This is a genomic window from Treponema sp. UBA7567 (assembly GCF_002476655.1).
In the GTDB taxonomy this organism is placed as follows: domain Bacteria; phylum Spirochaetota; class Spirochaetia; order Treponematales; family Treponemataceae; genus Treponema_D.
In genome coordinates this window covers 1-13,373 of the sequence record NZ_DLLH01000081.1, presented here as the reverse complement: position 1 = coordinate 13,373, position 13,373 = coordinate 1, and the positions used below count along the sequence as shown (strand labels likewise).

General features: G+C 39.7%; 11 protein-coding genes and 1 tRNA gene. 8 read left to right on the top strand and 4 right to left on the bottom strand.

Annotated features, from left to right (window positions below):
- The first annotated feature begins 19 nt into the window (after window positions 1-19).
- Together tgt and B3Y13_RS09800 are read left to right on the top strand one after the other, a co-directional pair.
- The gene (tgt, locus tag B3Y13_RS09805) at window positions 20-1,156 is read left to right on the top strand and encodes a tRNA guanosine(34) transglycosylase Tgt (RefSeq protein ID WP_414717806.1); all 1,137 of its coding nucleotides are present in this window, start codon (window positions 20-22) and stop codon (window positions 1,154-1,156) included.
- 17 nt (window positions 1,157-1,173) lie between these two features.
- On the top strand, window positions 1,174-2,883 hold the full coding sequence (locus B3Y13_RS09800) for a HEAT repeat domain-containing protein (protein ID WP_296694263.1): 1,710 nt from the start codon (window positions 1,174-1,176) through the stop codon (window positions 2,881-2,883).
- 25 nt (window positions 2,884-2,908) lie between these two features.
- On the opposite strand, the gene B3Y13_RS09795 is transcribed toward B3Y13_RS09800, so the two are convergent.
- Window positions 2,909-5,506 (bottom strand): helicase-related protein, encoded by a 2,598-nt coding sequence (locus tag B3Y13_RS09795; RefSeq protein WP_296694260.1) that lies wholly within the window; start codon window positions 5,504-5,506, stop codon window positions 2,909-2,911.
- The gene (locus B3Y13_RS09790; RefSeq protein WP_296694259.1) at window positions 5,497-6,696 is read right to left on the bottom strand and encodes a CapA family protein; all 1,200 of its coding nucleotides are present in this window, start codon (window positions 6,694-6,696) and stop codon (window positions 5,497-5,499) included. Before B3Y13_RS09790 ends, B3Y13_RS09795 begins: the two co-directional genes overlap by 10 nt.
- Before the next feature lie 124 nt (window positions 6,697-6,820).
- Between B3Y13_RS09790 and B3Y13_RS09785 the strand changes: the two genes are divergently transcribed.
- The 3 genes from B3Y13_RS09785 to mtaB are packed head-to-tail and all read left to right on the top strand — an operon-like array spanning window position 6,821 to window position 9,241.
- Complete coding sequence (locus B3Y13_RS09785) at window positions 6,821-7,180, top strand: bactofilin family protein (protein ID WP_078931132.1); 360 nt, start codon at window positions 6,821-6,823, stop codon at window positions 7,178-7,180.
- Between the two features lie 4 nt (window positions 7,181-7,184).
- A complete protein-coding gene (locus B3Y13_RS09780) occupies window positions 7,185-7,808 on the top strand; it encodes a tetratricopeptide repeat protein (RefSeq protein WP_296694257.1) in 624 nt (207 codons plus the stop codon).
- 2 nt (window positions 7,809-7,810) lie between these two features.
- Window positions 7,811-9,241 carry a tRNA (N(6)-L-threonylcarbamoyladenosine(37)-C(2))-methylthiotransferase MtaB gene (gene mtaB, locus B3Y13_RS09775; RefSeq protein WP_296694253.1) on the top strand — a complete coding sequence of 477 codons (1,431 nt, stop codon included), beginning with the start codon at window positions 7,811-7,813 and terminating at the stop codon, window positions 9,239-9,241.
- Window positions 9,242-9,323: 82 nt separating this feature from the next.
- Here the strand turns inward: mtaB and B3Y13_RS09770 are convergent, their stop codons facing one another.
- Both B3Y13_RS09770 and B3Y13_RS09765 read right to left on the bottom strand, forming a co-directional pair.
- The gene (locus B3Y13_RS09770; protein WP_296668132.1) at window positions 9,324-10,277 is read right to left on the bottom strand and encodes a hypothetical protein; all 954 of its coding nucleotides are present in this window, start codon (window positions 10,275-10,277) and stop codon (window positions 9,324-9,326) included.
- A gap of 247 nt (window positions 10,278-10,524) precedes the next feature.
- Window positions 10,525-11,016: a hypothetical protein gene (locus tag B3Y13_RS09765; RefSeq protein ID WP_296694250.1), complete on the bottom strand. Its 492-nt coding sequence runs from the start codon at window positions 11,014-11,016 to the stop codon at window positions 10,525-10,527.
- 229 nt (window positions 11,017-11,245) lie between these two features.
- On the opposite strand from B3Y13_RS09765, the gene B3Y13_RS09760 reads away from it, so the two are divergent.
- The 3 genes from B3Y13_RS09760 to B3Y13_RS09750 form a co-directional block, all read left to right on the top strand.
- Window positions 11,246-11,318, top strand: a tRNA-Lys gene (locus B3Y13_RS09760).
- A 63-nt stretch (window positions 11,319-11,381) separates the two neighbouring features.
- A complete protein-coding gene (locus tag B3Y13_RS09755) occupies window positions 11,382-12,734 on the top strand; it encodes an MATE family efflux transporter (RefSeq protein WP_296694248.1) in 1,353 nt (450 codons plus the stop codon).
- Window positions 12,735-13,019: 285 nt separating this feature from the next.
- A partial coding sequence (locus tag B3Y13_RS09750; RefSeq protein ID WP_414718193.1) for an iron-sulfur cluster assembly scaffold protein occupies window positions 13,020-13,373 on the top strand: 354 nt, incomplete at its 3' end.

Genomic DNA, 13,373 nt, shown 5'->3' with positions numbered 1-13,373 from the left:
ATTTCTTAAGGATAAAATGATGATGGATATTTTTGACATTAAACACGAGTCTTCTGACGGAAAGGCACGTACCGGAACATTGCACCTGCCGCACGGCGACGTTCAGACTCCGGTTTTTATGCCTGTTGGAACAAACGCGACTGTAAAGGCTCTTACAAAAGATGATTTGGACGAAATCGGCTTTGAAATTATTCTCGCAAATACTTATCATCTTTATTTAAGGCCTGGAAGCGATGTGATCGAGGAAGCTGGCGGTCTGCATGGATTTTCCGGCTGGAAAAAAAATTTTCTTACAGATTCTGGTGGTTTTCAGGTATGGAGCCTTTCAAAACTGCGCAAAATAACGGAAGAAGGAGCAATGTTTGCTTCAAATATTGACGGAAGCCGGCATCTTTTTACTCCAGAAAAAATTGTGGACGTTCAGGCTCAGTTCAATTCGGATATTCAGATGCAGCTTGACGTTTGTTCTGGCTGGGGAATTGATAAAAAAGAAGCCCTTCATTCGCTCGAAATAACAGAAAACTGGTTAAAGCGCGCAAAATCTGAATGGTTAAAAAAACAGGACGAAGGTTATAAAGGAATTCTTCTGCCAATCGTTCAGGGAAACTTTTTTGAAGATTTAAGAATCCGTTCTGCAGAATTTGTAACTTCGATGGAAATGCCGGCAATTGCAATCGGCGGTTTGAGTGTAGGCGAGCCTGCGGAAGTTTTTGCTTCTATGCTGGATTTTACGGTCAGTCATCTTCCAAAGGAAAAAGCAAAATACGTTATGGGAATTGGAACTCCGGACTACATTTTGGATGCCGTTCACAGCGGAATTGATATGTTTGACTGCGTTTTGCCTACGAGAAATGCGCGCAACGGTTCGTATTTTACTCATGACGGAAAACTTTCAATTAAACAGGAGCGTTTTATTCACGATTTTGGACCTGTTGACAGCGAATGCAATTGTAAAGTCTGCCGCAATTATTCAAGAAGTTATCTTCGTCATCTTTTTAAGGAACAGGAAATTTTGAGCAGCATGCTGGCAAGTTACCACAACTTGTATTTTTTGCATAATATGATGAAAGAAATTCGCCTTGCGATTGAAGAAAACCGCTTTGAAAAATATAGAACGGACTTTTTAAAACGGTATCACGCTGGAAATATAAAATAAATTTTGCGGAAGTTTTTATGAAAAAAAATATTTTGGTTTTGACGGCATTTTGTTTTCTAAAATTGCAGTTTTTCGGACAAACCGCGGAAGTTGTTTCTGCTTCTGAAAAAACAGTTCAGTCGCAGAATCCGCCGGAAGCTGAAACGTCGGCAAATTCGGAAACTCAGACAGAAACCGAAAATTCTCCACAAACCGAAAATAAAGAAAATATCGAAGTTGTAGCAGAAGCCGAAAATCAAGAAAACGATAATCCTTCCGAAGAAAATTCTGACGTTGATGATGAAGCGGAAGAGGTTTCCGTAAAAATTCCAAAAAAACGGCCTCAAAAGCAGAATGCGGAAAAAATTGCGGAACTTGACGAGGAATTTCCGGACACAAGAAAAGAAAACGCCGACACTTTAAAATTTGGAATGGAAGATGATATTATCGAGCTCCTGAATGATTTTGTTAAAAATGAAGATGTCCGCTTTGTCGATGAAGTTTACGATTTATTTTACGTTACAAAAAATATTGCTGTCCGCGAAAAAATTCTCGAGTATTTTACAAAGCTCAAAGACCCTTGCCTTGAAAATTTTGCGCTCGAAATTCTTGACGATCCTTATGAGCAAAAAAAATCGACTGTAGATGCGGTTTTTAAGTATATTCAGTCGGTAAAAACAAAAGAAGCTCTTCCGGCTGTTCTTAAACTCGTAGAAAGCGAAGATGAAAACTATTTTACGGACGCGCTTACGACTCTTGGCGAAATCGGCGGTTCAAAAGAGGCTGTTTTTTTGTCAGAATATTTGGAACGCGAAGATTTATCGCTTGCTCAGCGGCAGCAGCTTGTAAAAGTTCTTGGAAAAATCAAGGCCGTAGAAACTTACGATAAGCTTGTAGAAATGGCTCAGGACGAAGACGAAAATACTTTTATAAGAATGTATTCGGCAGAAGCGATCGGTTCAATGGAAAAAAAAGAGGCTGTCAAAATTCTTGTAAAGCTTTACGAAGATACAGACCCAAAACTTCGCTGTTCAGTTGTAAAGGGACTTTCCAATTTTAAGGAAAATGACGAGGCGAAAAAAACTGTTATTGAAGCAATACGCGACTCTCATGTTACGGTTCGGATCGAGGCTATCGAAGCCTGCAAAAAAAATGATTATAAAGAAGCCGTTCCTTATCTTGTCTATCGGCTTGAAAAAGACAAAGAAGATTCTGTCAAAAAAAAGTGCTATCCTGCAATTGCCAGCCTAAACACAAAAGAAGGGAATGACTATCTTGTCAAGCTCATTACGGACAAAAAAGTTGCAGATACTCCAAAAAGCCGTGTTGCCGCTGCTCTTCTTGAATACAACAATGCCGGCACTGACGAGATTATTGCTCTTGCCCGCGAAACTCTAAAAGACAACAGAAGAAAACCTCTCCGATACGCGCTCGGAAAAGAATTTGCAAAATATAAGCGGAACGAATTTTCTTCTATCTGCAAGGATTATCTTGATTCAACGGACACTGCCACTCAGGGAACCGGGCTTGATATTTATTCAAAAGGCCGTTATCCAGCCGTTTTGCCCGTTGTAAGGCAGATTATTCTCGAATCCGCAAAAAATCCGCTCAAGAAAAACGCAAATGCCGAAAAAGCAAAGAAAATCTTGGGTTCTTCGGACAGCACTGTCAAAGAAGCTGAAAAAATTGCCGAAGAGCAGAAAGAAAAACTTGAAAAAAAGAGCAATCCAAACGCAAATGCCAAATAAGAGCAATAAGTTTTGCTAAAAAGCGTTACTCGTACAGACTGTTCAACATTCTGTAAAGCATGTTCACTTTTTCTTTTTGAACTGCACTTAAAATTTGTCCCGCATCGTCAACAAGATTTTCCAATGCTGCAAGACTTTCATTTAGCGCAGTGACAAATCCTCGGCTTACTTTAAACCAGTATGTTCCACGGCTGTCGCTAAAGAGAGTTATAAAACCGAATTCTTTTGTCCGCGATTTTGCCATTGTAAGGTTCAGAACGTATTTTAAATTTTGAATCAAAAGCTCGCCGTCTTTTTCGTCATTTAAAGTGATGTTGAAATTTTTCGGCCAGGATTTTGCATCTACAGGAGTTAAATTCAAATTTTTGACAAGTTTTGCAATCAGTTCAAATTTTTCGCCTGTAAGCGCAAAGCCGCCTTTTAGAACGAGTTTTCCGCGAAGATTTGCAAGCGCCGCAAGTTTATTTTTGTCATTTTCTGAAAGAAGAGCTTCTTTGAATTTTTCGTAAGGAAGAACTGCCTGTTTTTTGCCTTTGACTTTTTCAAGTGCGAAAAGTTCTCCTCCGATTCCAATTGAATTTTCATCGCGCTTTTTCTTTTCGTTTTTGTCCAGTTTTCCGCCAAAATAACTGTCATCGCGTCCAGGTTTTCCTTTTTGCTCTCTGAATGTTGAACCTGTGTATTCAAGGTTTCCGGTGAGCGATTTTCCTTTTGCTCCACGGACTGACATCAGTTTTTTTTCGAGAGACGGATCGATTTTCGCAAGAAGCGCTTTTGTAAGAGGACTTACGCTCATTGCAAACATCCGGCTTGTTCTTACAATTTCTCCGGCAACAATAAAAAGTGGGGAAGTGCGGAACATTCCGGAACCAGGATGGATTGAAATGTGGTCGGTCGTCAATGAACGGTAGTTTTCTTTTCCATCGCGCACGCAAACAAACTGAATCATTCCTGCCGAAATACAGCAAAGGTAGTTATCCATCGAGCCTCCGCCAGTTACAGGAATTCCAAGAGCGCTGATTTCTTCTTCGAGCTGGGTTCTAATGCTTGAAATTTCTTTCATCACTTTTTCGTCGAGGTAGTTGTTCTGGCAAAAGCGGGTTTTGTTTTCCATTGACTGGTAGCGTCTAAAAAGTTTTACGTAAGAAACAAAGTCTCCCTGAATGTCGCGGAAAGCGTGATGCGCTGCCCGTGCGTCCATTTCTTCTCCAGGAGGAAGAACAAAAGGCGACTGGGTGCTTAAGAATGCAGCTGCAATTACGCTTTCATCAAGCACGTCAGGATAATTCATTATACTTTCCACTAAAATTCTGCTTACACGCGGTTCCAGTGGAAATTCAACCATGAGTTTTCCGATTGAAGAAAGAGTCCTGTCTGGATTGAGTGCTTTGAGCATGTTGAGTGTTTCGAGCGCGCCGAGAATATTTTCTTTTTCTGGCTTTGAAATAAAGTCAAAATTTTCAAAATCCGTAATTCCAAGCTCGCTCATTCTCAAAAGAACTTCGCTCAAGTCGGTGCGGAAAATTTCTTCTGTCGTGTATTCGCTCCTGCTTTCAAAATCTGTGCGCTTGTAAAGCCGGTAGCATGTTCCGGAACAGGTTCGTCCTGCGCGTCCGCGTCTTTGGTTGCAGCTTGCCTTGCTTACCGGAGTTTCGATTAGAGATGATGTATAGGTTTTCGGGTTATAAAAATTCAATTTTGCCAAGCCCGAGTCTATAACCGTTGTTATTCCATTTATCGTTACAGAAGTTTCGGCGATATTTGTTGAAATTACAACTTTCTTTTTTCCGAATGGGGCGGAGTCAAAAACTTTTTCCTGCTCTTCTTTAGGAAGCCTTCCGTAAAGCGGCACAATGTGGATTTTTGAGCGGAAACTTGAGTTGTAAAGTTTTTGCACGCAGTCTTTTATGATTTTTTCGCCGGGAAGAAAAATCAAAATGTCGCCAGGCTCATGGTTGTCCAGAACGCGTCCGATTGTCGATTCAATTTTGCTTAAAATTGCCTGAGCGCCTGATTCTGTGGAAGTTGTCGGTTTTATTGCCGGCGGATCGTAAACCATCGTAACCGGAAAAACCTGGGTTTCAATTGTCACAATCGGACAGCCGTTAAAATATTTTGAAAAAGCCTGCGCATTCATTGTTGCCGAAGAAATAATAACCTTAAAATCCGGTCTGACAGCAAGAATTCGCTTTAAAAGTCCAAGACAAAAGTCAATGTTCAGCGAACGTTCGTGGGCTTCGTCAATCATGATTACCGAATATTTGCTCATCCACGGATCAAGTTTCATTTCCTGCAGCAAAATTCCATCTGTCATTATCTTGATTTTTGTTGAAGAATCAGTTTTATCTTCAAACCGCATTTTGTAGCCGACAAGTCCCGGATAAGTCGTGTTTAACTGTTTTGCAATGAATTCGCTTACCGAAAGGGCGGCAATTCTTCGTGGCTGTGTTACAGCAATTACTCCGTTTTGAGAATAGCCTGCTTCGTGAAGAATTACAGGAATTTGAGTTGTTTTTCCTGAGCCAGTTGTGGACTGAACTACAATTACCTGATTTTTTGCAAGCTGGTCTAAAATAAGCTGTTTTTGTTCGTAAACAGGCAGCTTTTTATAATTTATTGCCATAATGAATTTCCTTTTGTGTTTTCGTAAATTTTTTTTCTTGATTCAATATATTTTGCCCAGTAAAAAAGTCCTGAGCGCTTCAGACAGTGAATAAAATCGTCATCAGCAAGACGAAGCACAATCTGTCCGTCCGGCTGAATGTAAGACGTTATAAAGTGCGGTTCGATCTGCTTTATGCTGACTTGCGAAGAAGTTTTTTCAAAAGTCATTTTTATAAAAAGTCCGTCGCCTGTGTCATCGCGCGCATTTGCGGTTTTTGTAAGCGAAGGCGAAGACCTCTGTCCAGAAATTGTGTTTCCGTTTGCGTACATTATAAATGCTTTTCTTGTTTTTGTTGAAGGCGAATCGCTTTGCGCGTTTTTTTCTGTTTTGCCGTCAGAAATTGTTACTGTTTCAAAAGTTTTGTAAACGTGAGGATGATTTGCCCAAATTACATCAACTTTGCATTCTTCAATCAGCTGGCGGAAAAATTTTTTATGGCTTTCTGTTACGTTTTTTTTGTATTCCTCTTCGTCAGTGTGGACGCTCAAAACAAAAATGTCGTGTTCGTTTTGGGACTGGATTTCCTTTAGTTCTTCAATGAGCTGGGAATGTTTTTTTGGAGGAAAATAGTCAATCCACGAAGCATAATCTGGCCGGTTTAAAATTTCTGTAACGGCCGCAAAAAGAATTTTCCAGCCGTTTTTTTCTATAATTTGGAATGTGAGCTTTTGTGAGGGATTTGATTTTATTCCGCAGGCAAAAACATCAGTCTTTTTTTCAAAATAGTTTCGGGTTGCATTTATTCCGTCAAGATACCAGTCGTTTGTGTGATTGTTTGCAAGCGAAAAAACATTGAATCCAGAATCAATTGCCGCCTGGACGTATTCCGGATGCATGTTGAACTGCGGATAAGTGCTCCATTCGTGCTTGCTGTTTACCGGAGCTTCTATGTTTGCAAAGGCTAGATCGCAGCTTTTTACGAGAGGCTTTACATCCTGCCAAATTCTTTCAAACTTCTGCGCCTTAAAATTGATTTCGTGCGCCATAATGTCGCCTGCAAAGAGCATTGTAATTGAAGAATTCTGAGGTTCTTCTATTTTTGGAAAATCCGGTTTGTTTTGGCTTATGCTTGAAGTTGAGTTGCATGAAAAAAAAGAAAAACTAAAAACGAGAAAAAAAACTGAAACGCAGGAGCGCAGAAAATTCATAATTCAATTATAGTTAAAAATCGACAATAAAACAACTTTGGCATAGATTTGCGCTTATTGTTTACACATTTTTTCTGTTTCCTGTTTCCTTGAAAAAAATCTTTTATATTTGTAAAATGATGGAATGTTTGATGTAAAAGACACAGACTTTTTCGATCTTGAAGAAGAAGATTTTGATACAATTCTTGCTTCCGATATTACTTTTAGCGGAAAAATAAAATTCACAAAGCCTTTTATGATTCGTGGCAATGTAAACGGTTCAATCGAGGCGACAAGCGATCTAGTGATTGATTCGAATGCAGTTGTAAATGCGGGAATTTCGGCAAGCCGTGTGCTTGTTCGCGGAAAGGTTGAAGGCAATATCAACGGTCAGGATTTGATTTTTGTTTCTTCGACAGGCTCTGTAAACGGGGATATTTCTGCAAAGCAGGTTGTTCTTGAACCTGGTTCTCATTTTTCCGGCAAATGCACAATGCAAGGATAAAATAATGAAAAAATCATTTTTAGTTTTAATAATCATTTCTCTTTTTTCGATTCAGTCGTTTGCGCAGCAGAGGGCAGATGCTCTTGTTCTTTACCGCAACGGGAAATATGCAGAAGCAATAAAAATTTGCGAACAGGAAATCGCGGAAGATCCGCAGAATATTGATTCATATTGCGTTCTTTGCTGGAGCCTTGTCCGCAACAGACAGTATGCAGAGGCAGAGCAGCGTTCTGCAGAAGCCCGGAAAATCAATTCAACTGATGTGCGCTTGATTGAAATTCAGGCGGAGGCAAAATTCTATCTTGGAAAAAATACTGCCGCGCTCGAACTTTTTCAGTATTATCTGGCAAATGTTCCTGCAAACGGAAGCCGCATTGGCAATGCCTATTATTACATGGGCGAAATTTATATCCGTCAGGCAAAATATCAGCATGCAGATATTTCTTTTTCAACGGCTGTTCATACAGAACCTTTAGTTGATTATTGGTGGACTAGATGCGGTTATGCGCGCGAAATGACCGGAAACTACAACGGTGCGCTCGAAGCATACAGCAAAGCGATCGAGCTCAACGGTTCTAATTCCGATGCAATCCGCGGCCGTGAACGGGTTGTTGCAAAACTCCGCTAAAAATGTCAGAAATAATTCACTTTGAAACGCTCGGCTGCAAGCTCAATCAAGTCGAAAGCGAAGGTGCGGCTAGCGCATTTAAATATGCGGGTTTTGAAATTTCAATGTCGCCTTTTTCTGCCGCGACTGCCGAAAATTTGTCCGTAAAACTCTGCGTTGTAAATACTTGCACTGTTACGGCAAAGGCCGAGCAAAAAGCGCGGAGAATAATCCGCCTTCTTCTTTCAAAATGCCCGAAAAGTGCAGTTCTTGTTACTGGCTGCTATGCGCAGAACAGCCGCGACGAAATTCTTGCAATCGGAAAAAAAATCTGTGTCTTGGGCGGGCAGTATAAAGGACATCTTGCCGACGTTCCAGAAGTTTTAAAGCAAAATCCAGAGCTTTATGGTGAAGAGCTTGCCGCTTTTATTCAAAAAAGTTTTGAAGCGATTTATAAAACAGCCGGAAATAATCAAATTCAAGAACCGTTCCGCCTTGTTCCTGACGGCTTTGCGCATCATTCACGAGCTTCCTTAAAAATTCAGGACGGATGCAACTGCGCCTGCACTTATTGCGCAATCCGCCTTGCCCGCGGAAAATCCGTGAGTTTAGACGCCGAAGAAGCAATCAGACGCGTTCAAAAGCTTGAAGAAAAAGGTCAGAACGAAGTTGTTATTACAACTGTAAACATTTCTCAGTATCGCGGACATTACAAAGACGGTTTTGTAAATTTCGCAGGTCTTTTGAGGCTTTTTTTGCAGAATACAAAGTCAATCCGCTTTAGAATTTCCAGCCTTTACCCGGAAATCGTCGATGAAGAGCTTGCGCAAATAATCAGCGACAGAAGAGTTTGCCCCCATTTTCATCTTTCTGTGCAGAGCGGAAGCGATTCTGTTTTGGCAAAAATGAAGCGTCCTTACAAAATCGAAGCCGTTTACAAAGCCTGCAGCCTCTTAAAAAAAGCGAAAAAAAATCCGTTCCTTGCTTGCGATATTATTGCAGGTTTTCCTGGCGAAACCGATGAAGATTTTGAGCTCACTCTAAAGATGCTCGGTGATTGCGGCTTTTCTTTTGTCCACGCTTTTCCATTTAGCGCCCGCCCAAACACAGAGGCGTTTTCTATGCGCCCTATGGTTCCTAATTCAGTCGCAGGAAAAAGAATTGAGGCTCTGGAAGCTTTTAACAAAAAATCAAAATCAGAGTATATAGCTTCTTTTGAAGGGCAGGTGCTTGAGGCTGTTTGCGAAACTGTCCACAGACCGAAAATTTTTGCAGATAGAATCGTAGTCCACGCGGTAACTGGCAATTTTCTTCACTGTAAACTTGTGTTCGGAACGAACGAAAAACTTCCTGAGCCAGGCTCTCTAATAAAAGTAAAGATTTTGCGTCCGCTCTCAAAATCAGAAATTTCCGGAGAAAGCGACACTCTTGCAGTTTTGGAAGAAAATTCCTAGTTTTGAAAAATTGTCAGAAAACGATATAAAATTTGACCGCTTCTTATTTGTTTTATTCAATTTTTTGAATTTTTGTAAGCTTTTATTCAGTTTTTTTGAGAGTTTTAGGTTCTTGATTTTTATTTTCCTCGGACTCTTCTTCTGCGGGACTTCTTTCATTATTTTCTTCAGCAGTTTTTTCAACTTTTTTTTGCTCTTTATCGCCGTCAACGGCAGCCGGGACTTCAATCGTGTAGTCCGTGTTGTCCAGCTGCAGTTTTATGAGGCTTGCAGCCATTTTTTTCTGGAGCTCTTCGCAAATATAGGTCCGCACGTAGTTTCTGAAATTTCCAGGAGTATCGGGAGTAAAAATAAGGGCGGCTAAAATTCCAGAAGAAACAGCTTTTATTGTATGAACTTTTGCATTCACTTTAAGCTGCTTGTTTCCGAGAACAAGGGTAAGTCCTTGAATTACAGAATTTATTTTTATAAATCCGGCATATTTCATAGGAACAATCAGCCCAACGCCGATAGACGAAATGTCGATAAAATTCATTTTGAACATCATATTTCCGCTTATAAAATAAGCTTCGGCGGATTTATTGTCGGCGCATATTAAACGCACAAATTTTCTCATGCCTTTTGCTTTTAAAAGTTCAAGTTTCTGCAAAAGCAGCCCCATAATTTCGCCAAAATTTTTATCGATGGTAAAAGCTCCAGCCGAAAGTTTTAATGCGTTTCCATATAGAAATTTTCCGGTTCCTTTTGTAGAAAAAACACCAAAATCGCATTTTTCAAATTTTGGATTGTGTTCAAAACTCGAAATAAAATTGAACCAAACCTGAGAAGAAAAGTGAGTATCGACATTAAAATAAACAATTGACTGAGGATTTAATTCTAAAAGATTTTTTAACTGGCGCGGCTCATCGATCTTGTAAATTTCATATTCTTGTTCCATCAACCGCAAAATAATATTTGTGTTAAGGGTGAATGTTGCGCAGATAAAAAAAATCTTGCGCCCGAAAATTTCACTGTTTTCACTATTTATTTCAGCCATTTCAAAAACCTTATGTTTATTATTGCAGAGATTTTCAATTATTTAAAGGCTGTTTTATTTTATTAAAATTTTTAGGACGGCATTTTATTTGCCGCGACCGGCTGCTCTGGGTTCGGTAGCCCTCATTGCCGTTTAAGAGAGGATTGATTTTTATCAATCCTCTCTTAAACACCAACTAAAGCCCGGCGCATCCGGCGTAAACGCACCGGATAAGCTAAAAAAAACTTACGCGCCTTTTTGTTGGATATTATTTTTTTTCGACTGTTTTTTTAGAAACAAAAATTATTCCTGCAACAGGAGTCTTTGTGTCAGTAGCCGCAGTTTTTACGATAACCCAGTCGTCTTTCTGTAAATCTGCAGCCGTTGAGCAAGGCGGAGGAGGAAGTTCTGGCTTTTCATCAGGATTTTCAGCCTGCTGATTCAAAGCTCTTTCTGGCGGAATGCAGATTTTTGTAAACGGAGTCAATGCAAATGTCTCGTCCTTTCCGTCAGTGTTTGTAATTGTAATAAGGCTTGCGTCAGAGCTTATTTTTTTTATAGTTCCAATAAAAGAAACGCTGTCGTCATCAAACAGGTTAAAGTGCGGTCTTGGCGGAACATCGTTTCTTCTGTGCTTGAAAGAGTGTTCTCTTGGCTGATCGTTTTTTTCTTCTGCCCTTGGACTTTTTGCAAAAATACTTGTTCCTGCAAAGACAGAAAGAAAAACAGCTGTCAAAATAATTTTAATGGATTTTTTCATAAAACCACCTCTAAAAAATAAAATCAAAAAGTTGCCGATGCAGCTTTGTTTATGATTAAACTTTATAACTAAAAACAAATGCAATCTTTAAAATCTGCTTAATTTCGGGTAAGAGTTTTCTAAGAAAGCAAAATTTAGTTTTTGAAAAATTAAAAAAAAACAGTTTTTAGATATTGACACTTTTTTTCATAAATCATATAGTAATTAGGCATTCAGCAATTGAGTGAATGGGCTACTAGCTCAGGTGGTAGAGCACCGCCCTTTTAAGGCGGCTGTCGATGGTTCGAGTCCATCGTAGCTCACAAAAACGGTCATCAGTTTGATGGCCGTTTTTTTTTATTTTTTTTGTTTGTCGGAAATAAAAAATGAAAAGCAATCAGATTGACATGACGACGGGAGCAATTTTTCCCAAGTTAATGAAATTTTCGATTCCGCTTATGCTAAGTTCAATTTTGCAGCTTTTTTTTAATGCGGCGGATGTTGTTGTTGTAGGCAGGTTTGCTGGAGATAATTCTCTTGCTGCCGTCGGCTCAACAAGTTCTCTTGTAAATTTTCTTGTAAACACGGTTTTAGGAATTTCTATCGGGTGCAATGTTGTTGCTGCAAATTTTACCGGTTGCGGAGATTCAAAAAAAGTAAGTTTGACAGTTCATACTTCGTTTGTCCTGAGCCTTTTATGCGGAGCTTTTATAAGCGTTGTCGGAGTTTTGTTTAGCCGGCAGATTTTGATTGTTATGGACGCTCCTGAGGAAGTTCTTCCTCTTTCTGCGCTTTACCTGCGAATTTATTTTTGCGGAATTTTTCCGAGCGTTGTTTATAATTTTGGTTCTGCTCTTTTACGGGCAAAAGGCGACACAAAACGGCCGCTCTATATTCTTTTTGTAAGCGGAATTTTAAACGTTGTTTTAAATCTTGTCTTTGTAATAAAATTTAATCTCGATGTTGCCGGGGTGGCGTGGGCGACTGTAATAAGCCAGGCTCTTTCCGCCGTATGCGTCCTTTTTATTCTTCTTACAGAGAAAGATGATTTTAAGCTGGACTTAAAAAAACTTTGCCTTAACAGCGATATTCTTGCGAAAATTTTAAAAATCGGAGTACCAGCAGGTTTTCAGAGCAGTCTTTTTAGTTTTAGCAATATGGTGATTCAATCTACCGTAAACAGTTTTGGAGCGGTTGCTGTTGCCGGAAGCAGCGCAAGTCAAAGCATTGAAGGTTTTGTTTATATTTCAATGAACAGCATTGCCCAGGGAAGCCTTACTTTTGTAAGTCAAAATGTTGGCGCAAAGAAAATTGACCGCGTAAAGAGAGTCGTTTTGACAAGCCTTTTTTCTGTCTGCATTGTCGGCGCTGTTATTGGCGGAATTTGTATTCTTTTTGGCAGGCAGCTTTTCTCGGTTTTTACGTCAAATCCTCTTGTAATAGACAAGGCCGCGGAACGTTTTCTTGTGATTTGTTCAACTTATTTTACCTGCGGCATAATGGACGTTATGGCAAATAGTCTTCGCGGAATGGGACGGAGCCTTATGCCTGCTGTTATGACTTTGATTTTTGTCTGTGGAAGCCGCCTTGTCTATCTTTTTACGGTTTTTAAGCTTCCTGGATTGTATTCTTTTGGCAATATATTTTTAAGTTATCCGATAAGCTGGATTATTACGTTTTTAATGCTGCTTTTTTCGTTTATTTTTGTAATTTCTAAGGAAAACAATAAAACGCGTTAAGGACTGTAGCCCCGGCGCAGCCGTTGTCCGTTGCAGGCGACGGACAATGCAAGGGCGAAAGGCCTGACGGTTGTAAATACAACCGGAACGCCCATAAAATCATTAAGCTCAAAAAACTTTTGCTTTTGTCGTTGAATTTCAATTTTAAAAAAACTATAATCAATAACAAAACAATGTAGTGGTTTGCAGTTGAAAAAATGCTGCAATTCCTGCATAAAACAGAGAAACAGTCTCTTCCTAAAAAGAGACGGAATCAAAACAGATTTTTATTTTTAGGAGAATATTATGGTCTACACAGCAGAAGTAGAGCATATGTGTCCTTTGGCTAAAGGCGCATATCACGGGCCGGCTCCAATTCCTGAGGAAGGAAAATGGGTTCAGGCAAAAGAAGTGAAGGATATTTCAGGCTATACACATGGTATTGGCTGGTGTGCACCACAGCAGGGTGCTTGTAAATTATCCTTAAACGTTAAGGAAGGTATTATTCAGGAAGCTTTAGTTGAGACAATCGGATGTTCCGGTATGACTCATTCAGCAGCTATGGCAGCAGAAATCCTTCCGGGCTTAACAGTTATGGAAGCATTAAATACAGACCTTGTATGTGATGCTATCAACACAGCTATGAGAGAATTATTCTTA